This window comes from Caballeronia sp. GAWG1-5s-s, assembly GCF_023631445.1.
Lineage (GTDB): Bacteria > Pseudomonadota > Gammaproteobacteria > Burkholderiales > Burkholderiaceae > Caballeronia.
Window position 1 is genome coordinate 51,250 of record NZ_JALQDC010000024.1, and the last position, 22,592, is coordinate 73,841.

Below are 22,592 nucleotides of genomic sequence, written 5' to 3' on the forward strand. Positions count from 1 at the left end.
ATGCGGCTATCGACCGCCACACTCTTCGCCGGCGCGATGCTCGCGGCGGCCGCCCCGGGCGCGCACGCCGCCCAGCAATGCGACTGGCCCGCGTATCGCCTTTTCGTCGAGCGTGTCCTGCAGGCCGACGGCCGCGTGATCGACCGCTCGACCGAGACGCAGCAAACCACGTCCGAAGGCCAGTCCTATGCGATGTTCTTCGCGCTCGTCGCGAACGACCGCGCGACCTTCGACCGCGTGCTCAACTGGACGCGCACGAATCTCTCGGCCAATCAGTTCGACGCGGCAAGCCTGCGCCTGCCCGCGTGGCTATGGGGCAAGCGGCAGGACGGATCGTTCGGCGTGATGGACGCGAACTCGGCTTCGGACTCCGATGTGTGGATCGCCTACGACTTGTTTCAGGCGGGGCGTCTCTGGAAAGAGCCGGCGTACACGAAGCTCGCCTACGCGCTCGCGACGCAGATCGTGAAGCAGGAAGTCGCCGATCTGCCGGGACTCGGTCCGATGCTGCTGCCCGGTCCGCAAGGCTTTCGCACCGGCAATGTCACGCGTCTGAATCCGAGCTATCTGCCGTTGCCGGTCTTGCGCGGCCTCGCGCAGGAAATGCCGGACGGCCCGTGGACGAAGCTCGCGCAGAACGCCGCGAAGATGATCAGGATCACGTCGCCGCGCGGCTACGCGCCCGATTGGGCCGCCTATCAGGCAAGCGCCAACGGCCAGTTCGTCGTCGATCCGAAGAACGGCGATGTCGGCAGCTACGACGCGATTCGCGTCTACTTGTGGGCCGGCATGGCGTCGCCGGGCGACCCGCTCGCGCGTCCGTGGCTCGACGCGCTCGGCGGCATGCGCGCGAGCGTCGCGCAAACGGGATTTCCGCCCGAGAAAGTATCGACCATGAGCGGCTCGGCGAGCGGCGAAGGCCCGCTCTCGTACTGGGGCGCGCTCGCGCCGTACTTCAAGGCGCTGAACGACGAACGCGGCCTCGGGCTCGCGCGCGCCCGTCTCGAAGCGCTGGCCGCGCCGCCGGTCGCGGGCCGCGAGCCGGTCTACTACGACCGCGTGCTCGGACTTTTCGGCGGCGGTTTCATCGACGGGCGTTATCGCTTCGATGACTCGGGCCGCCTCGTGCCGACGTGGAGAAGCGCATGCTGATCCCGACTCGCAAACGCGTGATCGCGGCGCTCTTGTGCGCCGCGCCGGCGATGGCCTGGGCGCAGGCCGCGACGACCGATCCGCTCACGGTGCTCATCGATCAGGGCAAGTACTGGCAGTCGCACCGGCGCGGCGACCTCGCGGAACAGGCGTGGCAGAAAGTGCTGCGCGTGAATCCCAAGCAGCCGGACGCGCTCTTCGGCATGGGCATGGTGCTCGCCGATCGCAAGGACGGCAGCGGCGCGCAGCAGTATCTCGCGCAGCTGCGTCAGGTCGCGCCGAACTATCCGAATATCGACGAACTCGGCCGGCGTCTCGGCGAAACCAGTTCGCGCGATCAGACCGTGAACGACGCGCGGCGTCTCGCGCAAAGCGGACAGAGCGCGTCGGCGGTGCAGGAATACAAGCGCGCGATCGACGGCAAGCCCGCGACGCCCGCGTTGCAACTCGAGTACTACCAGGCGCTCGCCGCCACGCCGCAAGGCTGGGACGAAGCGCGCCGCGGCCTCGAACAACTGGCGCGTCAGAATCCGGACGATCCGCGCTATCAGCTCGCGTATGCGCAGCATCTGACGTATCGCGATGCCACGCGGCGCGACGGCATCGCGCGGCTCGCGAAGCTGTCGGGCGACAGCGCGGTCGGCGCGGACGCGAAGAAAAGCTGGCGGCAGGCGCTCTTGTGGCTCGGCGCGCGGGCGTCGGATGCGCCGCTTTATCAGGCGTATCTGCAAGCCTCGCCGGACGACGCCGCCGTGAAGGCCCGCTTCGATTCAATGGTGCAGCAGGACAAGGCCGCGCGCGAGCGCTCGCAGGCCGACGCCGCCGTCGATGCGCGCGGCCGCACCGTCGCGGAAGGTTTCGCCGCGCTGGATCACGGCGATCTCGCGGCGGCGCGCGCGCGCTTTTCGTCGGTGCTCGCGAGCAATCCTAACGACGCCGATGCGCTCGGCGGCATGGGCGTCGCGGCGCTGAAGCAGGAGCGTTTCGCGGAGGCCCGCACGTATCTCGAACGCGCGTCGCGGGCCGGCAACCCGGCGCGCTGGAAAGACGCGCTCACGAGCGCGACGTACTGGACTTATACGAGCGATGCCATCGGCGCGCGCAGCAACGGCCAGATCGCGCAGGCCAAGGCGCTTTTCGAGCGCGCCATCGCGATCGATCCGTCCGATGTCACGGCGCAAGTGCTGCTCGGCGAAATGCTGCTTGCAAACGGCGATCCGCGCGGCGCGGAAGCCGCGTATCGCATGGCGCTGCGCCGTCAGGCCGACAATCCCGATGCGATTCGCGGGCTCGTCGGCGCGCTGGCCGCGCAGGGCCGCGGCGACGAGGCGCTCGCCTTCGCCAACAAGCTCAACGCGGAACAGCAGGCGAAAGCCGGCGGCATCAACACGCTGCGCGGCCAGGCGCAGGCCGCGCAGGGGCGCGCCGCCGAAGCGCGGGGCGATCTCGGCGCGGCGCGCAGTCTTTTCGAAGACGCGCTGCTCAACATGCCGGACGATCCGTGGCTGCGGCTGGACCTCGCGCGCATCTACGTCCGTCAGGGCGCGGTCGGCAATGCGCGCAGCATGATGGACGGACTGCTCGCCACGCACCCCGACATGACCGACGCGCTCTACGCGAGCGCGCTCCTTTCCGCCGAGACGCAGGACTGGTCGGCCGGTCTCGCGCAACTGGACCGCGTTGCCCAGGCGAAGCGCACGTCCGCGATGACGGCGTTGCAGCATCGCTTGTGGGTGCATCAGCAGGCGGAACTCGCGACGCGCGCCGCCGCTGCCGGCCAGAACCCGCAGGCGTTCGCGATCCTGCGCCGCGCCGAACCGGTCGCGGCGGGCAACGCGGAACTCATGGGCGCGATCGCCTCGGCGTATGTGAACGCGGGCGATCCGGCGCGCGCGCTGTCGCTGATTCGCGGCGCGGTCGCCAATGCGCCGAACGATGTCGGCTTGCAACTGCAATACGCGGACATTCTCTCCGCGACGCATCAGGAGGCCGAACTCGGCTCGGTCATGCGGCGTCTTTCCTCGACGCAGCTCACCACGCAGCAGCGTCGCGACTTCGACAATCTGAACGTGGGAATCGTGATCGCGCAGGCGGATGTGGTGCGCAAGCAGGGCGACCTCGCCGCCGCTTACGACGTGATCTCGCCGTGGCTCGCCGCGATGCCCGACAACGCCGACCTGCAAGCAGCGCTCGGCCGCATGTATACCTCGGCGGGCGATGACCGCAACGCGCTGTCGTGTTACCGCGCGGCGCTCTCGCGCCGTCCCGACGACGTGGGCTTGCAGACGGCGGCGATGTCGGCGGCGAGCGGCGTGCGCGATTTCAAGCTGGCCGAATCGCTTGCGAAGCAGGCCTACGAGGCCGCGCCGAACGATCCGGGCGTGCTCGCGGGCATCGGCCGGATGTATCGCGCAGAAGGCAAGCTGGACCTCGCCGCGCAGTTCCTGCAACGCTCGCTCGTCGCCGCGAATACGCCTGCGATGGCGAACGCGTCCGGGCAAAGCAACCGCGTGCCGCGCGACTGGCAGACCGCCATGCAACGGATCGCTTCGATGCCGCTGCCGGGCACCAATCCGTTCGAAGGCAAGACTGCGGTCGATACGGCCGCGGCGTCGCTTTCGTCGTCGAGCGCGAATAACGCGGGCGCGTATCGGCCCGTCACCCTACCGAACAATCAGCAAGCCGTGCCGTCCTATCCGCCACCTAGTCTGCCTGGTGCAGCGCCTTATTCCGTGCCTTATTCCGCTCCCTCGATGACACCGCGCGCGGCCGCAAGCGGCGGCTATGGCGGTGCAGCGGATGGGACGGCGCAAGCGGGCGGTCGCGCTGTGCGCGGCGGCTTTCGTCCCGATGCTTATGAATCGGTGCAGACGGGCGGCTACGGCGGCGCTTCGGACGGCAAGGAGCAATCAGGCAGTCGACGCGAACTTGGCGGCTATGGTGGCGATGGTTTTGGGTCGGCGCAGTCGGGCGGTTATGGCGGCGCTGCCGATGCAACCGGGCAAGCGGGTGGTCGGCGCGAGTTCGGCGATTATGGCGGCGATGGTTATGGGTCGGCGCAAGCGGGCGCTTATGGCGAGCTGCCGGCACGAGCCGATGGCGCAGCGCCATCCGCCGCTTACTCCGCGCCGGCTCGTGCCTATAGCTACGGATCGGACCGCTACCGTCCGGCGCAACGCGGCGCTTATGCCCCGCCGCCGGCACCGGCTTACGCCAGCGGCTACGGTCCGGACACTTACGGCGCGGCGCAATCGGGCGCGCCGCTTCATCCGTATCCCGGACAGGATGTGAACGGTTATCCCGCGCAGGGCTATCAGGCGTATCCGCAACAGCAGCCGTATGCGCAGCAGGCTCCGGCTTATCCGCCGGCGTCCGATGGTTACGACAGCTCGCCCTGGCCGATGTCGCCCGCCGCCCGCGATGCTCAAGCCAACGCCTACGCACCGCAACCCGCGGCGAGCGTGCCGGCCGGCAAAGGGTCGGCGACGCGCAAGAGCACGGCGCAGAAGGCGCGTGCGACTAGTTCGTACGCGTACGGGCAGCAGGCTTATCAGCAGCCCTACCAGCAGCAGTCGTATCCGCAGCAAGCGTACGCGCAGCAGCCGTATCCGCAGCAGCCGTATCCGCAGCAGCCGTATCCGCAGCAGCCGTATCCGCAGCAGCCGTATCCGCAACAACAATACGCGCCGCAGCCTTACGCCCAGCAGACGTATATCCCGCAGCCGCCCGCCGGCTATGCGCAGCCGTACTACCCGGCGCAGCCACAAGGCGCGCAGCGCGCGGCGACGGCGGCATCGATGAGTGCATCGGGCTTGCCCGTGCCGGCCGCGAATCCTCAAACCGTGGGCGTCGCGGAAGAACTGGCGGCGATCAACCGCGAGCAGGCCAGCACCATCACGGGTGGCGTGCTGTTCCGCAATCGCGATGGCGAGAACGGCCTGTCCAACCTGACCGACATCGAAGCGCCGATCGAAGGCCGCATCAAGGCGGGCAACGGCCATATCGTGCTGCGCGCCACGCCCGTCACGCTCGATGCCGGCACCGCGAGCGGCAGCAACAACACGCTCGCGCGATTCGGCGCGGGCGCGAGCAACAATCCGAGCACGACGACGAACATCGTCAATCTGACCAACGACTTCGGCTCGCAGACGGCGACGGGCGTCGGCCTGTCCGTCGGCTATGAAAACCGCAACATCCAGGCCGATGTCGGCACGACGCCGCTCGGCTTTCGCGAAACCAACGTCGTCGGCGGACTGCAATATCAGAACGCCATCACGGACAAGGTGTCGTACTCGCTCGCCGTCGCGCGACGCGCCGTCACCGACAGCCTCCTCTCCTACGCCGGCGCGCGCGATGCAGGCGCGGGTCTCGAATGGGGCGGCGTCACTTCGAGCGGCGCGCGCGCCGCGCTCGGCTGGGACGACAGCACGAACGGCGTCTACGTGAACGCGGCATACCAGTTCCTCGACGGCAAGCACGTCGCGACGAACAGCGCGGTGAAGGGCGGCGGCGGCATCTATACGCGTCTCATCAAGGATGCGGACCAGACGCTCACCGTGGGCGCGAACACCACGCTGATGCACTACGACAAGAACCTCTCGTACTTCACGTACGGCCAGGGCGGTTACTTCAGCCCGCAGCAGTACGTGATCCTGAATTTTCCGGTCGAATACATGGGACGGCTCGGAATGTTCAGCTACGACGTGAAGGGATCGATCGGCGTGCAGCATTACCGGCAGGATGCGTCGAACTACTTCCCGACCGACAGCACGCGTCAGTCCGCAGCCGCGAGTTCCCCGCTCAGTCCGGACGCGGGCGCGGTCTACCCGGGGTCGAGCAAGACGGGCGTTTCGTACTCGCTCAACGCGACCGGCGAATACCAGCTCGCGCCGCAGCTCGCGTTCGGCGCGACGGCATCGTTCGGCAACGCGTATCAGTATCGCGAATGGCTCGCCGCCGTGTATGTGCGCTATAGCTTCACGCGTCAGGGCGGCGTGCAGGCAGTGTTTCCGCCGCAGGCGTTCAGTTCGCCGTATTTGTCGCTGGCGAATTGAGGGGTTGCAGCGACGCGCGGGAGAGCGGTTGACGCGGGTGCTGCCCGCCCCGCTATTCCACTTCCCCGTCGTCGCTGTCCGCGGTCTTCGCATCGCGCTCATGGCTCATCGCAGCGTTCGCGAGCGTCGCCGCCACGGCCGGCGCTTTTTCCTTCCGCTCGCTATAGCGGTCCGTCAGGTAATCGGAGCGGTCGCGCACGAGCAGCGTGAACTTGTACAACTCCTCCATGACATCCACGACGCGGTCATAGTACGACGACGGCTTCATGCGCCCGTTCGCATCGAATTCCTGATACGCCTTCGCCACCGACGACTGGTTCGGGATCGTCACCATGCGCATCCAGCGGCCCAGCACGCGCAGCGCGTTGACCGCATTGAACGACTGCGATCCCCCGCAGACCTGCATCACGGCGAGCTTGCGGCCCTGCGTCGGACGAACGCCGCCGAGTTCGAGCGGCAGCCAGTCGATCTGATTCTTGAACACGGCGGTCAGCGTGCCGTGGCGCTCGGGGCTGCACCAGACTTGTCCCTCCGACCACTCCGACAGCTTGCGAAGCTCGACGACCTTCGGATGATCGGCCGGAACGCTGTCGGCGATCGGCAGGTCATGCGGATCGAAGACCTTCGTTTCGGCGCCGAAGTGCCGGAGAATGCGCTCAGCTTCGAGCGTCAACAAGCGGCTGTACGACGTGGGACGCAGCGAGCCATAGAGCAACAAGATGCGCGGCGCGTGCGTCGAGACGACGCGCGGCGCGAGCTTGTCGAGGTCCGGCGTGTCGAGTAAGGGCAGTGTGACGTTGGGCAAGTCGGAAGGCATCAGCGGGGGCTCCGGCCGTTGGTTAGCGTCGCTCATCGATTGTTGTCCTCAGCCTGAGCGCGCATCATACCAGCGCTGCCTCGGCTGACGACGCCCACGACGAACACCACGACCGGCACTTCGCCAGCGCAGCGCCGGACTCAGAGCCGAAGAGGCTTACCCCCGCCGAGGTAAGCCTCGCTCACGCCTTATTGCTGCGAAGCGGACGCCATCTCCATACGTTCACTTCGCGCCCAGCAGATGCGGAAGGAACTGCGGGATATGCGGAAAGAAGATGATCAGCAGAAGGTCGACGACCAGCGCGAAGATAAACGGGAGAATCGCGCGCGTCGCCTTCTCCACCGACACGCCGCCTATGGACGCCGCCGTGAACAGGCAGAAACCGATCGGCGGCAGATTGATGCCGATGGCCGAGTTGATGAGCACGATCACGCCGAACACGATCGGATCGATATGCATCTGCACGACGAGCGGCAAGAATACCGGAATCACGACCGCGATGCTCGAAATGGTTTCAAGCACGGTATGCGCCGCAATGAGGAACAGGTTGATCAGGATCAGCAGCACGATGGCGCTCGTGGTGATCGCGAGGAAACTGTTCGCCACGTGCAGCGGAATCTGCGCTTCGATCAGATATCGCCCGAGCACGAATGCAAGCCCGAGCAGGAACGATACGCGCGTGGTGTTCACCGAAGTGCGAACGAGTATGTCCTTGAAATGCGAGAGCTTGAGCGTACGGAAAATGAACGCGCTTACCAACGTCACATAGACCGCTGCGACGACTCCCGCCTCGACCGGCGTCAAAATGCCGCCGAGGATGCCGCCCAGAATGATGACCGGCGTGAGCAGCGCCCAGAATGCCTCGCGGAACGTCGTCCAGAGCTTGCGCGCATCGAACGGCTCGACCGCGCTGTAGTCATGCTTAACGGCCGTCACGTAATTGACGATCATGAACGACGCGACCACGAGCAGCATCGGCAAGATGCCCGCGATGAACATGGTGCCCACCGAAACGTTCGCCGTGTACGCATAGACCAGCATGCTCATCGACACGGGCGACAGCAGCCCGAGCGATCCCGCCGCCGATTGCAGCGCCACCGCGAATGCACGGTTATAGCCCTTCTTGACCATGCCGGGAATCATCACGGAGCCGATCGCGGCAGTGTCCGCCGTCGCCGAGCCGGACAAGTCCGCGAAGAACATGCTCGCGACGATCGTTACCTGACCGATGCCGCCGCGCATGAAGCCCACGAGCGCTTGCGAGAACTCGATGATGCGCTTCGACACGCCACCCGCGTCCATGATCGCACCCGTCAACATGAAGAACGGTATGGCGAGCAGACCCACGTTGTTGAGGTTCGAGAACAGTTGCTGCGGAATGACGAGCAGCGGCGTGCCGTTGATCGACAGCGCGATGGTCGCCGCTATGCCGATGCAGATGGCCACCGGCACGCCCAACCCCAGCAGCCCTGCTCCAAAAGCGATTGCCCACATGATGTTTATCCTAGAGATGTTCGGACACGCCTTCGATCAGCGCGGCATCGGTCTGCGCCTGCGGCGCGAGATGCGATACGACGATGCGCACGAGCGAGTGAAACGCGAGCAGCGCGCCGCACACGGGGATCGAAAGATACGGATACACCATCGAAATCGGAATGGACGCGGCGGTTTCGGTGCCCATCAGCGCGAGCATGTCGGTGCCGTACAGCACGAACACCGCGCCGAGTGCGAGAATCGCGCAGTCCGTGAAGTCCTTCAGCAGCGGCGCGATGGCAGCAGGCATGCGGTCCGCCAGCACGCGCACTTCCGGATGCGCGCGCAACTTCACTCCGGCTGCGGCGCCCAGACACGTCAGCCACACGAAAAGATAAGCCGACACTTCGTCCGACCACGACAGTGAATCGTGCAGCACGAAGCGAAAGAACACCCCGAGTCCGGCAACGATCACCGCCGCGAGCAGCAGGCAGCTACAGACAAACAGATTGATCTTGAGCACGATGTCGTCGACGAACATCAAGCCGCGAGCGAGCTTTTCCATGCGTGTCACCTCCGATGCCGGGTTGGAACCACGGGCGTCGTTCGCATCCTTCATTTCGACGCGACCGCCGACGCTTGCTTGGCCGTATTGATTTCCTGATACAGCGCCGGGCCGTCCGGAATCTTCCCGATCAGTTCTTCGCGCGCAGACTTCGTCGCTTGCGCCCACGGTGCCGTGTCGACCGTCGTGACCTGAATGCCCTTGGACTTCATCGCGGCGATAGCGGCGTCGTATTCGCGCTTGTATTCCTTCAAGTCGTAGTCGGCCGCGATCTTCGCGGACTCCTGAAACGCCTTTTGATCCGCGGGCGAGAGCTTGTCCCATGAGGCCTTGCTCATCGCCAGCACGACCGGCAGATAGTTCACGTGCGTCACATAGAAATGCTTGGCGACATCCGAGAACTTGTCTTGTACGAACTGTTCCGGTGAAGTGTCGGCGCCATCGACGAGACCCTGCGAAAGCGCGAGGAACAACTGGTTGTAGGCGAGCGGTGTCGGATTGGCGCCGAGCGCCTTGTAGCCCGCGATATAGCCGGGGCTCTGCATCACCCGCACCTTGAGGTCCTTCATGTCCGCAAGCGAATTGACGGGGCGCTTGGTGGTGAACAGATTGCGTTCGCCCACCGCGAGCCACGTGAGGCCGATCATGTTCACGGGCTTCATCATGTCGAGGTACTTGCGGCCGACCGGACCTTGCAGCACGGCGTTCGCTTCGTCCATGCTGGAGAAGAGGTACGGCATGTCGAATATCTGCCACTGCTTGATCGTGTTGTCGATGGGCGCCTGCGCGGAAATCATCAGGTCTTGCGTACCGGTGCGCAGCGCCTGTGTCATCTGTACTTCGCCGCCCAGCTGTGATTGCGGGAACAGTTGTATTTCGACATGGCCATGCGTGCGCGCCACGACTTCCTTGGCGAACACCTGCGCCGTGAGTTGATAGTGATTGTCGGGCGCAAGCGTGTGGCCCAGTTTCATCACGACCTTGTCTTGCGCGATAGCGCCCGTCGATGCAGATACGCACACTGCGGCAAGCACCGCGCTCATCGCCACGCGCAGCATGCTCTGCGCTCTGGAAAGCGAACTCATGTTGTCTCCTTGCTCGATATGGACACCGCCCGGCCCATGCCTCGCATCGGCAGATTGCCGTCTTGCGACATGCCTGTAGGCCAGCGGGTTGTCGCAAGTATTTGTGATCGCAGCGATGGTGCGTTAGGACCGGTTTTCGAATTTCTTGGACTTTTTTACGGTGCCGTCCTGCGTGATCCCGCGCGCTGCAAAAAAGTCCAAAAGATCGCGCGAACCGTCCTACCGGTCGCAGGCGGGCTCTCATTAAAGTGGGTTCCTCGCTAAAGGCACGGTGTCAGAACGCATCGCACCGTATTCACGCAACCGACCACGACCCATCAAGACAACTCACGACATGGCCAAACGTCCTCATATGGATTGCTATGCAATCGGCGACACAGCCGATTTTGCGAAAACCGTTTCCGAATACGACATCTACGGCTTTGCCGGCATCGTCGGCGACTTTTACGCCGTGCATCTGAACGAGGAATATGCGAAAGGCACGCGCTTCGAGCGGCGCATCGCGCAAGGCTGCTTGTCCGTCGGGTTCCTCTCGACCGTCATGGGCCATATGGCGCAAAAGGCGCCTAGCCCCGGCGCGGTGTCGTATCGCTATGACATCACGTTCAATGCACCGGTATTCATTGGCGATACCGTGACTGCTCGTCTGACGCTCGAAGAGAAGGACGAGGAACGCAACGTCTGTGTGTTCGCCGCCGATGTGACACGCCAGGACGGCGTCGTCGTGGCATCCGGCAAGACCTATCTCAAAGTGCTGTGAAACCATGCAGAAAAGCCCGCTTCCCGTCCTTACCACGCAGCACGGCAGCCTGCGTCTTTTGACACTCAACCGCGCCGACAAGCTCAACGCATTCACGCCCGAGATGCTGGAGTCGCTTTCTGCCAGCATCGAAGAAGCCCTCGCCGACGAAGCGACGCGCGTTATCGCGATCACAGGCAGCGGCGCCAAAGCCTTCGCCGCGGGCAACGATATCGAGCGCCTCGTCTCTCTTGATGGCGTCGCCGCCTATCGCGACATGGTGGCCGGCCAGCGCGCTCTTCTGCGCCTGCACGATTGCGCGAAGCCGACCATCGCGATGGTCAACGGCTATGCGCTCGGCGGCGGCTTCGAACTCGCGCTTGCGTGCGACTTCATCGTGGCCTCGACGAACGCGAGCTTCGCGTTCCCGGAAATCACGCTCAACACGATGCCCGGCTGGGGCGGCACGCAACTCGCCGTCGCCAAGATGGGGCTCGCGTGCGCCAAACGCTTCGTCATGAGCGGCAGACGCTTCTCCGCGCAGGAATGCGAGCCGTTCGGCTTCATTCACGGGCTAGCGGCTCCTGACGAGCTCTTCGATGCGGTGCAGTCTTTGGCGGCGACGCTCGCTGCCTACGATCCGTTCGCGGTCGAAATGTCCAAGCGGGCCCTGAACCGCGCGAACGAGTTGCCCTTGTCGGCGGGGCTCGATTTCGAAGCCGCGCAATACGCGGTGAACTTTTCGAGCGAAGGCGCGCGGGCTGGGCTGCGGCAATTCCTGGAACGCCAGTCCGCGCGACGCACGGCCCGAACCCAACTTGCACCGGTCACGCCATGACGACAACGCTCAATCAACCTCACTGGCTCGGCGAACAGCACACGATGATTCGCGAAGCCGTGCGACGCTTCGCGGAAAACGAAGTCGCACCGCAATCGGAATCGCTCTGGGAGCACGAGGCGTTTCCGTATGCGCTCTGGCGACATGCATGCGAACTCGGCTTCACCGGTTTGCCGTACCCGGAAGCGTACGGCGGCGGCGGTGGCGACTGGCTCTCCTTCGTGATCGTGCTCGAAGAACTCGCCCGCGTGGATTGCGCCGTCGCCAATGCGCTGATGGCGAATTCGACGGTCGCGAGCCTGCTGAACAACTACGGCACGACCGAACAGAAAGCCCGCTATTTGCGGCCCATTCTCGACGGCACGCAGATCGGTTCCATCGGTCTTTCCGAGCCGGACGCAGGTTCCGATGCGGCGAACATCGGCACGCGGGCGGTCTTCGACGGCGAGCAGTGGATCATCGACGGGGCGAAGACCTTCATCAGCAATTCGGGCACGGAGATAGGCGGGCCGACGGTGATCGCGGCCGCGACGGGCACGCGACCCGACGGCCGCAAGGAGATCTCCAATTTCATCGTGCCTCAGGGGACGCCGGGCTTCAGCAAGGGACGCAAGCTGCGCAAGATCGGCTGGCGCGCATCCATCACGCATGAACTGTTCTTCGACCGCTGCGCCATTCCGGCGAATCAGCTTCTAGGCGAACGCGGCGCGGGGCTGCGTCAGACATTGGCGCAGATTAGCACCGGGCGCATTCTCATCGGCGCGCTTGCACTCGGCATCTTGCAAGGGTCGCTGGAACGTTCGACGGCGTACATGAAAGAGCGGCGCGCGTTCGGGCGCGCCATCGCCGAGTTTCAAGGGCTTCAGTTCAAGGTTGCCGACATGGCCACCGATGCCCATGCCGCGCGTCTCATGCTCTACGACGCCGCGGCGCTCAAGGATGCCGGCTTGCCGTTCGACGCACAGGCTTCGCAGGCCAAGCTCTTCGCCACCGAACACGCGATGAAGGCCGCGCATCAGGCGGTGCAGATTCATGGCGGATACGGCGTGATGGCCGAGTTCGCGGTCGCCCGCGCATTCGGCGATGCCAAGGTGCTAGAGATCGTGGAAGGCACATCGGAAATACAACGCATGATCATCGCGCGCACGCTGCTCGCGTGAACGCGCTTCCGAACCGAGGGGAACGTTATGCTGGAAGGCATCAAGGTACTGAGCTTCACGCACTTCTTGCAAGGGCCCGCCGCCGTGCAGATGCTGGCCGACGTGGGCGCGGATGTCATCAAGATCGAGCCGCCGGGCGGCGCATTCGAACGCGGCTGGACCGGCGCGGATGCCTTCGTCGAAGGCGTGAGCGTGTTCTTTCTGCTCGGCAACCGCAATCAACGGAGCATCTCGCTCGATCTGCGGGAGGAATCCGCACGCGAGATCGTGTGGCGTCTGATCCGCGAAGCGGACGTGCTCATCGAAAACTATCGGCCCGGCGTGCTGGACAAGATGGGCTTCGGCTATGCACAGGTGCATGAGGTCAATCCTCGCCTCGTCTACTGCTCATGCACGGGATATGGTTCGTCCGGCCCGTATCTGAAGCGTCCGGGGCAGGACTTGCTGCTTCAGGCGATGAGCGGCATGACCATGCTCTCCGGCGATGCGGAGTCGCCACCGACGCCGGTCGGCTCGGCGATCGTCGATCAGCATGCCGCCGCGCTGGCCGCATTCGGCGTGGTGGCCGCTTTGCAGGCGCGCGAGCGTACCGGCGTGGGCACGCGAGTGGAGAGCAATCTGCTCAACGCCGCGCTCGATCTGCAAATCGAGCCCTTCACGTACTACATGAACAAGGGGCCGCTCTGGGCGCGCACGCATCCGCCGACCGGCAGCCGGTTTCATCCCGCGCCCTATGGCGTGTATCAGACGCGCGACGGCTACATCGCGATGTCGCTCACGCCTGTACAGAAACTCGCGGGCGCGTTGGCGTGTCCCGCCCTTGCGGAGTTCACGCATCCGAAGGATAACGTCCGGCGCCGCGAGGAAATCAATCGCCTTGTCTACGACACGCTCAAGACGCGCACTACGGCAGAGTGGATGCATACCTTCGAGGAACACGACATCTGGTTCGCGCCCGTCAACGACTACGAACAGGTCGAGCACGACCCGCAGGTTTTGCATAATCAGATGATCGTATCGTTCGAGCATGAGCAGGCGGGGCCCGTGCGCGTGCTCGCGCATCCTGTCCGCTATGACGGCGAGACGCCGCCCTTGCGCCGTCATCCGCCGAAACAGGGACAACATACCCGCGAAGTGCTCGCGGAACTGGGTTACACACCGCAAGAGATCGACGCCTATGTCGAGGGCGGTATTGCGTTGACATCGAGGAGAGAAGCATGAGCGCACAACCGAACAACTGGCCGGCGCTCCTGCGCTTCGAGGATGTCGACATCGGCCGCACGCAGGTGATCGTGCATACGGTGACAGAAGCTGAAGTGAACGCATTCGGACGTCTGTCCGGCGACCTGAACCCGCTGCACATGGAAGATGCGTTCGCCGAGTGCTCGCCCTTCGGACGGCGCGTGGTGCATGGGCTTTTGACGGCCGCGCTCGTGTCGGCAGCCCACACGGAACTCACGGGCCCAGGCTTCGCTTATGTCGGGCAGGAGCTGCGCTTTCTCGGGCCGGTTTATATCGGCGACACGGTGACGATCAACGTGTGCGTCGTCGAGAAGAAGCCGGCAAAGCGTATCCTCGTTATGGATACGACCGTTCGAAACCAGCAAGGACGTGTCGTGCTGAGCGGGCTATCCGCGCTGAAAGAACTGCGCTTCGACCAGGCGCTGATGGCCCGCAATCTCGCCGCATGACCTCCGCAGCGCACCTTGCATGGTGTAAATGCCAGTAACGTCGACGGTCACTGCACCGCTACACTTCGTGCAGTGGCCCGCGATTCTCGGGCAGGCTGGCAGGCGCGAGACATAGCGCCGCCAACAGGGAGGAGACAGTTGGATACCGCTTGTTGTTGTCACGTTCCGGTCATTAGGATCGAGGACTACGAATACGGCGCGCACGTCAAGACGCCGGACTTTCACCTCGCGCCAATCGAGGCGCTGAAATCGACGCTCGTCTATCCGCATCGCCACGACTTCTATCACGTGATGTGGGTAATCGCCGGCAGTGGCTCGCACGTGATCGATTCCGTGCGCTACGAAGTCCGTCCCAATACGCTGTACTTCATGACGCCGGGCCAGATTCACGATCTGGATCTCTCCGCGGATACGCTCGGTTATTCGATCAGCTTCTCGTCCGAGTTTTTCGCGTTTCGCGTACAGAACCGCCACACCGAGACCGAGGTACCTGTCTACAACTTCGAACAGCTCGGGGCGTGCCTGCATCTGAATGATGCGCAGGTCCGCGAACTCTCGCGCGTGATGGACGGAATCCGCGAAGAGTACCGCGATGAGCAAGTCGGCTACACCGACGCGATATGGGCCTGGCTGCATGTGTTCCTGATCAAGGTGGCGCGCATGTGCGACGCCGCCGCCATGCGCGACGCCGCCGCGTCGCGCAGCGTGTTGCTCTCGCGCCGCTTCAAGAGTTTGCTAGAGAAGCATTTTCGTTCGGTGAACGAAGCGTCCGACTATGCGCGCCTTCTGAACGTGACCGAACGGGCTCTCAACGAGGCAACGCGGCAAGCATTAGGGAGCACCGCGCCCAAACTCATTCGGGAACGCGTGATGCTCGAGGCCAAGCGTTTGCTGCTTCATTCCGAAGTAAATGTGGCAGAGATCGCCTCCATGCTGTCTTTCGACGATCCCGCCTATTTCAGCCGCTGTTTTCGCAAGCACACAGGCCGCTCACCGATAGACTACCGGCGCAGCCTCGACAAGCTGCATATCTGATTCGTCATGCGCCGCCTGAGTGCGGAAATGTCCAACAGTTCACGCGTTTCATCCTAACGTCATCGCGCAGGCTCTTTTTAGAATCATCCTGCGCATGACGAACTCAAGGAGACACCGTGTCGAACGCAACGAATCCGATGGCGCTATCCGAAGAACAGATCAGGCTGTTTCGCGAAACGCTAGATAAGACTGCAAAGAAAGTGGCCGCCGACGAACTCACGTTCGGCGTCGAATTTCCGCAAGTGACCGGTCCCGACGGCCAATGGGTGCGTCTGCCCGCCTCGCTTTCCGCCGGCTATGACGGTGACGCGTGGAGCCACGGCAACTGGTTCTGCGGCTTCTGGGTCGGGCTTCTGCTGACGTCGTATCTGCATACCGGCGAGGTGCGGTTCCTCGAATGGGCGCGTGCCCGGATGCTGCTCGTCGGGCAGCGAGCGCAAGACCCGAATACGCACGACATCGGCTTCATTTTCGATAGCAGCGCCGTGCCGGGGCATCACATCACCGGCGACGAATGGTTCGCGGACTTGGCGCTCGAAGCCGCCGACAAACTGCGCGCGCGCCTCGTGACGACTCGCGACGGCGCTTATCTCGCGTCATGGGGACCGCTGTCGGATCCGCGTGGCCGAAGCGCATCCGCAATCGACACAATGGCGAATTTGTCGCTGCTCTACTGGGCCGCGAATCATTCCGACGACGGCAGCTACCGGCAAGCGGCCGATGCCCACGCCGAGATGACTGCGCGCGCCTTCGTGCGCGATGACGACTCGACATACCACGCCGTCGAATACGACGTGGAAAGCGGCACGCGCAAACGCGGCTATACGTTTCAGGGCGCGTTCGACGAATCCGCGTGGAGCCGTGGTCAGGCATGGGCGATTTACGGTTACGTCAACTCTGCGCGCGAAACCGGCAAGCGCAAGTACCTCGACCTCGCCGAACGTCTTGCCGACTACTATCTGCGTCGCCTGGAAGGGCGTCAGGTGCCGCCGTGGGACTTCGACGCCAAAGGCCGCAATGCCGAAATCAAGGACACGGCGGCCGCTGCGGTGGTTGCATCGGCGTTGCTAGAAATGGCGCGTGTGCATCCGGATACGCAGGTCGGCGCAAAGTGGCATCGCCACGGCACCGCGATGCTCGAAGCATTATGTCGCAAAGAATTCACGAAGGACGGCCAACACGGCTTGCTACACAACTCGTGCTATTCGAAGCCCCATAACATCGGCGTGGATGGCGCGACCATGTTTGGCGATTTCTTCTTCGTCGAGGCGCTCTGCCGTGCCGTGCATCCGGGTAAGCTGCGGCCGCTCGGTGACGCGCGCATTCCGCTCGCTTGAGCCTCACGCGCTTCGCTTCAGAAGGCCGGCATGAAGCTGAGCGCGTACGCATCGAAGACGATCAGTCGAGCACGCATCATCACACGGCCTTGTTCCCACGACGTGTACACGGCTTTGCATACGCTGAACCAGTGTTAGTAACAACAAGGCTCTTGCAACTTCCTTGCATCACTCCGCAATACGCCTAAAGCTCGCGTAATAATCGTCGGTGTAATAACACTCGCTGGTCTGTCTGCGCGCGCCGCCGCATACGATGCGGCGTTGCCCGCGATCCGTCGAACCCGGCGTGCGGACAGTGTAAGTGTGGTAATACCCGCGAGGCTGCTGGGGCAGCAACGCGGCGCTATTACGAAACACCACGCCGTCGTCCCGATACGGGAACGGGCCGCCCGCCTTGATCAGACGCAGCGTGTCGGCAGCTTCGCCCGGCAGTTGCGCCCGGCCGACAGATGGCAACGCACCGCGCTCTTGCGCGCCCGATGCGGCCGCTATGCCGCTCGCCGCGCTGGCCTGTGCCGGCGCCTGACTCGCGGCCGCGCCCGGCTCCTGACTGGCGTTCTGCGAGCCGCTCTTGTTGCATCCGCCCAGCACCGCGCTCAAGGCGAACAAGCAGGGGTAGATCCATGCGCGCTTGACCAAGCCGTTGTCTCCGGTTGACTTGCATTCGACCATCGCGACGGTTCAAGCATATCGCTAGTGGCGAGGGGCATCAATGCGAGGCGCGGATTTGTTTCGACGCTCATCGTCCTGCGGAATCGTCGCGGCATACCAAGAAATTCGCGATACGCTGGCACAATCGACGAGACTACAAAGGAGCGAGACGATGCTGTCGAAACAAACCAGTTACGAAGCCGCGGTCGATAGCTTTCGCTGGGCCATTCCCGAGCATTACAACATCGGCGTGGACGTCTGCGACAAGTGGGCAGCCTCCCGTCCCGACGACACCGCGTTGATCCACGAACATCGCGACGGCAGCATCGAACGGATGACCTTCGCGGAGTTGCGAAGCCAGAGCAACCGGGCCGCCAACTGCTTTCGGGCGCATGGCATCGTGCAAGGCAGCCGGGTTGCGATCCTGATCGCGCAATCGCCGCAGACGGCCATCGCGCATATCGCCGCGTTCAAACTCGGCGCGATCTCGGTGCCGCTCTTTGCGCTCTTCGGCGAGGAAGCGCTGGAGTTTCGCTTGCGCGACAGCGGAGCCAGCGTGCTCGTGACCGATGCCGCGGGCGCGCGAAAGATCGCAGGCATCCGTGACCGGTTGCCCGCGCTGCGCACGGTCTTCGTGACAGGCGCGCAGCCTGAAGCGAGCAGCGCAGTCGAGAACTTCGACACGGCGCTCGCCGCGCAGATCGACACCTTCGAGCCTGTGGCGACAAGAGCCGATGACCCCGCCGTCATCATCTACACGTCCGGCACCACCGGCAAGCCGAAGGGCGCGTTGCACGCGCAGCGCGTGCTGCTCGGCCATTTGCCGGGGGTGGAGATGTCGCATGGCGGGTCGATCAGCCAGACCGACACGTTCTGGACGCCCGCGGACTGGGCTTGGATCGGCGGCCTGCTCGATGTTCTGCTGCCCGCGCTGCACCACGGCGCGACCGTTGTCTCGCATCGCTTCGACAAGTTCAGTGCAAGCGCGGCGTTCGATCTGATGAGCCGCCACAACGTGACGCACGTCTTTCTGCCGCCGACGGCCCTCAAGATGCTGCGCACCGAAAAGTCGCCGCGCGAGCGATGGAATCTGCGGCTGCGCTCCGTCGCAAGCGGAGGCGAATCCTTAGGCACCGAGCTTCTGACCTGGGGGCGTGAAGCACTTGGCATCACCATCAACGAGTTCTACGGTCAGACCGAATGCAACATGGTCGTCTCCTCATGCGGCAACTGGTTTCCGGCCCGGCCTGGCGCAATCGGACGCGCGGCGCCGGGGCACGACGTGCGCGTGGTGAACGACCACGGCGTCGTGCAGCCGGTGGATGAGATCGGCAACATCGCGATCAAAGCGCCGGACCCCGTCATGTTCCTGGGCTACTGGAACAATCCGGCGGCGACAGCCGAGAAGTTCGCGGGCGATTACCTGCTCACGGGCGATCTGGGCCGCATGGACAGCGACGGCTTCATCCACTATGTGGGCCGCAACGACGACGTCATCACGAGCGCAGGCTATCGCATCGGGCCGGGACCTATCGAAGATTGCTTGCTCGGGCATCCCGCCGTTCGGCTGGTGGCGGTCGTCGGCGTGCCGGATGCCGAGCGCACCGAGATCGTCAAAGCGTGCGTCGTTCTGAGCGACGGCTTCTCGCCCAGCGACGAACTGACTCGCGAACTGCAGGACCATGTGCGCACGCGTCTCGCGGCGCACGAATATCCGCGCTTGATCGAATATCGTGAATCGCTCCCGATGACATCGACCGGAAAGCTCATCCGGCGCGAGTTGAGAAGCAGCTAGCGGTTGACGCAACGACGGCACGCTGCATCGGCGTCGGCGCTCCACTAGGCGCGCCGCTTGCCGCGCGCAGCCGCCTTGGCATGCGGCGAATGCCAGGCCGGTTCCGCGAGATGCGCAGCCAGAAAATCGGCCAGCGCCGTCACTCTCGCCGGACGCGCCCGCGCCGATGGCGTGACGAAGTAAAGCCCGCCTCGAGTCAGGTGCCAGTCGGTCAGAATCGCTTCCAGCCGCCCGTCGGCGAGGTATTCGCCCGCGATGAACTCGGGCAGTTCCGCAATGGCGAGTCCATCGAGCAAAGTGGGCAGTAGCGCATCCGAATTCGTGACGCGCAAGGGGCCGACCGGCGTCACCGGTTCCTCGTCGCCGGCGTCGTTCACGAAGCGCCAGACTTCGGTGCCCGCGCGGTAGGCATACGAGAGGCACGGCCGGCCGATCAGGTCGCGCGGATGCGTCGGCCGGCCGAATCGTTCGAGATAGGCCGGCGAAGCGACGAGCAACTGCGAGACCGCGCACAGCCGCCTTGCCACGAGCGAGGAATCGGGCAACGCGGCGATTCTGAGCGCCGCATCGAAGCCCTGCGCGACGATATCGACCGTCGCATCCGACAAATGCAGGTCCAGCGATATGTCCGGAAAGGCGCGCAGGAACTCGGGCAGCAACGGCGCGAGCCAGCGCACGCCGAACGACATGGGCACGGCCACGCGAATGAGCCCGCGCGGCTGCACCGACATCTCTCTCGCGGCGTTCTCGGCCTCCTCGGCTTGCCGATAAATGTCGCCCGCCTTCTCCGCGATGGTGGCGCCGAATTCCGTCAGCGCGAGTTGGCGCGACGTTCGGTTGAAAAGCCGCGCGCCGAGCCGCTCCTCGAGCCTCGCCACGCCGCGCGAGACCGTCGCGACGGACACGCCCATCGTCCGCGCCGCCGCCGCGAACGAGCCCTCCTCGGCCACCTTTGCGAACATCGCCAGCCCTTCGAAATCGGGGAGCTTCGTCATTTCATTCCTGCAATGATGGTTTGCAGGCCAGTCTATTTCGAAACGACGCGGGCGTCGATATTCTCCTCACATCGTTCAACGAAAATGGATAGGGAAAGAATCATGGCACGCAAGCTCGAAGGAAAGATCGCTCTCGTTACCGGCGCAACCAGCGGCATCGGCCTCGCCACCGCCAAACGCTTTGCCGCCGAAGGCGCTCACGTCTATATCACCGGCCGCCGTCAGGGCGAGCTCGACGCGGCAGTGGCCTCGATCGACAACGCCACGGGCGTTCGCGTCGATTCCTCGAAGCTCGACCAACTCGACGCGCTGTATGAGCAGATTCGCGGCGAAAAAGGCCGGCTCGACGTGCTGTTCGCCAACGCAGGCGGCGGCTCGATGGTGCCGCTCGGCGAGATCACCGAGGAGCACTATCACGACACGTTCGACCGCAACGTGAAGGGCACGCTCTTCACGGTGCAGAAGGCGCTGCCGTTGTTGTCGAAGGGCGCATCGGTGATTCTGACCGGCTCGACCGCAGGCACCGAAGGCACGGCGGCATTCAGCGTGTATTCGGCGTCGAAGGCGGCGATCCGCAACTTCGCCCGCAGCTGGATTCTCGACCTGAAGGACCGCGGCATCCGCGTGAACACCATCAGCCCCGGCGCGACGAAGACGCCCGGCCTCGTCGACCTCGCGGGCCCGGATGCCACGCAGCAGCAAGGCTTGCTGGACTATCTGGCGTCGCGCATCCCGATGGGCCGCGTCGGCGATCCGGACGAAATCGCTGCCGCTGCGCTCTTCCTCGCGTCGGACGACGCGAGCTTCGTCAACGGCGCCGAACTCTTCGTCGACGGCGGACAGGCGCAAGTGTGAGTGTGAGCGAGCGCGACGGCGCCGCCGTCGCGCTTCGCTATGCGCGATTCACTATCACTTCTCTAACGCGTGAAGCAGCCGCGTCAGGTTCTGCGGCTGAATGCGTATGATCCCGCCACGAGGACTGTCGATGTCGGCAATCAACGTGAGCGACAAGGAAATGGTCACGGGAAGAATGGTCATGAGCAGCACCGTGCGGCGCTTGCCTTTCGCGCCATAGCCCTGAACGGCGCATCCGAGGAGCGCGATCAGGATCATCAAGACCCATACGCCTAGCGGAATATGATTGATTCTGGCGGCTTCCGAATAGTCTTGCGAGTTGAGCGCGTCGTTCATGCCCGCCACCACGAGCGACCAAATCGGCGTCGGCTGAGCCTTCGCCACCTGCACTGCCAGTTGCCACAACTCGGACTGAACCGCCGCCGTTTCGGCATTGAGGCGGCTTCGCGCGTCCCGGTCACACGTCTGGAATTCGGTCAGGCGCAAGCGTGCATAACGGATTAATGCAGCCTTCATCATGGCGCCGATATGCGGATCGGCTAAATCGGCCTGCACGTATTCAGTGCCGATCGCATTCGCCTCCGCTTCTTCGAGCGTCTTTCGCTGGTCATAGCGGCTGACCGCCATCGACATGCTAAAACCGATCAGCAAGGCCAATAAAGTGAGCGTCGCGCCCTGTACGACATTGAAATCATCGCGTTCATCATCGCGCAGCGGCGCAATGCGGCGAAGAACGAATACACCCAACGCGATCGAGACGATAAATACGGCCAGCAGAACGACAAAGAGTATTGCGGGGTGATCCTGTCACTCGACATCGCGTGAAGACCGCGATGCGCCGGCTCATAGGCTCGCTTGCCTCGTTTCGCTTGAAAGCTAGTTATAGGCGTGAATTCGCGTGCATGCCAAGAGGCGCTTGCGGAGAACGACGCCGTTTCTATGGTTTGAATCCGCGTATCGCGAACAGTGCGCGACGCTTGCGGCGCAGCCGACACAGCCGTGTTAATCGGCGTCTACAGTCGAACGACCGCATCGCCTGATGAATGAACGAACGCCGGCATCGCCCCAGGCAATCTGGCGACACCGGCGCATGGACGCTAATGCCACTTCGCGTTCTTATGACGCCTGCGGCCGACCGCGTCCCATAGCTTTCTGGCTTGCTTCTGCACGGAGCCTGAATGATCCTCGTGATGAGGCTCCGCGTCTCCGGCGTGACCGACCGTGACGCCCCGCCTGGCGCGCCTGAACAGTTCGACGAATTTCATCGCGACCTCCTTTTGCGGTAAAGACACCGCAAATAAAGTGTACTCGGCTGCGAATGGCTTTGAAATGCGTGAACACGCGGTATCG

General features: G+C 64.0%; 18 protein-coding genes. 11 read left to right on the top strand and 7 right to left on the bottom strand.

Annotated features, from left to right (window positions below):
- Together bcsZ and NCR34_RS18085 are read left to right on the top strand one after the other, a co-directional pair.
- Window positions 1-1,152, top strand: a complete 1,152-nt coding sequence (bcsZ, locus tag NCR34_RS18080) for a cellulose synthase complex periplasmic endoglucanase BcsZ (protein WP_250500788.1) — start codon at window positions 1-3, stop codon at window positions 1,150-1,152.
- On the top strand, window positions 1,146-6,206 hold the full coding sequence (locus tag NCR34_RS18085) for a cellulose synthase subunit BcsC-related outer membrane protein (RefSeq protein WP_502800103.1): 5,061 nt from the start codon (window positions 1,146-1,148) through the stop codon (window positions 6,204-6,206). Before bcsZ ends, NCR34_RS18085 begins: the two co-directional genes overlap by 7 nt.
- Before the next feature lie 52 nt (window positions 6,207-6,258).
- Here the strand turns inward: NCR34_RS18085 and arsH are convergent, their stop codons facing one another.
- From arsH to NCR34_RS18105, 4 genes are all read right to left on the bottom strand, one after another.
- Window positions 6,259-7,023 carry an arsenical resistance protein ArsH gene (gene arsH, locus NCR34_RS18090; protein ID WP_250500895.1) on the bottom strand — a complete coding sequence of 255 codons (765 nt, stop codon included), beginning with the start codon at window positions 7,021-7,023 and terminating at the stop codon, window positions 6,259-6,261.
- A 222-nt stretch (window positions 7,024-7,245) separates the two neighbouring features.
- Window positions 7,246-8,517 carry a TRAP transporter large permease gene (locus tag NCR34_RS18095; RefSeq protein WP_250500789.1) on the bottom strand — a complete coding sequence of 424 codons (1,272 nt, stop codon included), beginning with the start codon at window positions 8,515-8,517 and terminating at the stop codon, window positions 7,246-7,248.
- A gap of 10 nt (window positions 8,518-8,527) precedes the next feature.
- Window positions 8,528-9,061 carry a TRAP transporter small permease gene (locus NCR34_RS18100; protein WP_248323095.1) on the bottom strand — a complete coding sequence of 178 codons (534 nt, stop codon included), beginning with the start codon at window positions 9,059-9,061 and terminating at the stop codon, window positions 8,528-8,530.
- A 50-nt stretch (window positions 9,062-9,111) separates the two neighbouring features.
- Entirely contained in the window at window positions 9,112-10,146 is a 1,035-nt protein-coding gene (locus NCR34_RS18105) for a TRAP transporter substrate-binding protein (protein WP_250500790.1), read from the bottom strand.
- A gap of 271 nt (window positions 10,147-10,417) precedes the next feature.
- On the opposite strand from NCR34_RS18105, the gene NCR34_RS18110 reads away from it, so the two are divergent.
- From NCR34_RS18110 to NCR34_RS18140, 7 genes are all read left to right on the top strand, one after another.
- Entirely contained in the window at window positions 10,418-10,906 is a 489-nt protein-coding gene (locus NCR34_RS18110; protein WP_250500791.1) for a MaoC family dehydratase, read from the top strand.
- Window positions 10,907-10,910: 4 nt separating this feature from the next.
- Window positions 10,911-11,723 carry an enoyl-CoA hydratase/isomerase family protein gene (locus NCR34_RS18115; protein ID WP_250500792.1) on the top strand — a complete coding sequence of 271 codons (813 nt, stop codon included), beginning with the start codon at window positions 10,911-10,913 and terminating at the stop codon, window positions 11,721-11,723.
- Complete coding sequence (locus NCR34_RS18120; RefSeq protein WP_250500793.1) at window positions 11,720-12,883, top strand: acyl-CoA dehydrogenase family protein; 1,164 nt, start codon at window positions 11,720-11,722, stop codon at window positions 12,881-12,883. The genes NCR34_RS18115 and NCR34_RS18120 overlap by 4 nt, the downstream gene beginning before the upstream one ends.
- 27 nt (window positions 12,884-12,910) lie before the next feature.
- The gene (locus NCR34_RS18125) at window positions 12,911-14,104 is read left to right on the top strand and encodes a CaiB/BaiF CoA transferase family protein (RefSeq protein WP_250500794.1); all 1,194 of its coding nucleotides are present in this window, start codon (window positions 12,911-12,913) and stop codon (window positions 14,102-14,104) included.
- Window positions 14,101-14,574 carry a MaoC family dehydratase gene (locus NCR34_RS18130; RefSeq protein WP_248323089.1) on the top strand — a complete coding sequence of 158 codons (474 nt, stop codon included), beginning with the start codon at window positions 14,101-14,103 and terminating at the stop codon, window positions 14,572-14,574. Before NCR34_RS18125 ends, NCR34_RS18130 begins: the two co-directional genes overlap by 4 nt.
- Before the next feature lie 138 nt (window positions 14,575-14,712).
- Entirely contained in the window at window positions 14,713-15,609 is an 897-nt protein-coding gene (locus NCR34_RS18135) for a helix-turn-helix domain-containing protein (RefSeq protein ID WP_248323088.1), read from the top strand.
- A gap of 116 nt (window positions 15,610-15,725) precedes the next feature.
- Window positions 15,726-16,946, top strand: a complete 1,221-nt coding sequence (locus tag NCR34_RS18140) for a glycoside hydrolase family 88 protein (protein ID WP_250500795.1) — start codon at window positions 15,726-15,728, stop codon at window positions 16,944-16,946.
- A 168-nt stretch (window positions 16,947-17,114) separates the two neighbouring features.
- On the opposite strand, the gene NCR34_RS18145 is transcribed toward NCR34_RS18140, so the two are convergent.
- The gene (locus tag NCR34_RS18145; protein WP_250500796.1) at window positions 17,115-17,618 is read right to left on the bottom strand and encodes a ribonuclease; all 504 of its coding nucleotides are present in this window, start codon (window positions 17,616-17,618) and stop codon (window positions 17,115-17,117) included.
- A gap of 151 nt (window positions 17,619-17,769) precedes the next feature.
- On the opposite strand from NCR34_RS18145, the gene NCR34_RS18150 reads away from it, so the two are divergent.
- Window positions 17,770-19,392: an acyl-CoA synthetase gene (locus tag NCR34_RS18150; protein ID WP_250500797.1), complete on the top strand. Its 1,623-nt coding sequence runs from the start codon at window positions 17,770-17,772 to the stop codon at window positions 19,390-19,392.
- A 44-nt stretch (window positions 19,393-19,436) separates the two neighbouring features.
- On the opposite strand, the gene NCR34_RS18155 is transcribed toward NCR34_RS18150, so the two are convergent.
- Window positions 19,437-20,387, bottom strand: a complete 951-nt coding sequence (locus NCR34_RS18155) for a LysR family transcriptional regulator (protein ID WP_250500798.1) — start codon at window positions 20,385-20,387, stop codon at window positions 19,437-19,439.
- A gap of 102 nt (window positions 20,388-20,489) precedes the next feature.
- Between NCR34_RS18155 and NCR34_RS18160 the strand changes: the two genes are divergently transcribed.
- On the top strand, window positions 20,490-21,242 hold the full coding sequence (locus NCR34_RS18160; protein ID WP_250500799.1) for an SDR family NAD(P)-dependent oxidoreductase: 753 nt from the start codon (window positions 20,490-20,492) through the stop codon (window positions 21,240-21,242).
- Between the two features lie 54 nt (window positions 21,243-21,296).
- On the opposite strand, the gene NCR34_RS18165 is transcribed toward NCR34_RS18160, so the two are convergent.
- On the bottom strand, window positions 21,297-22,034 hold the full coding sequence (locus NCR34_RS18165) for a bestrophin-like domain (RefSeq protein WP_250500896.1): 738 nt from the start codon (window positions 22,032-22,034) through the stop codon (window positions 21,297-21,299).
- Window positions 22,035-22,592: the final 558 nt, after the last annotated feature.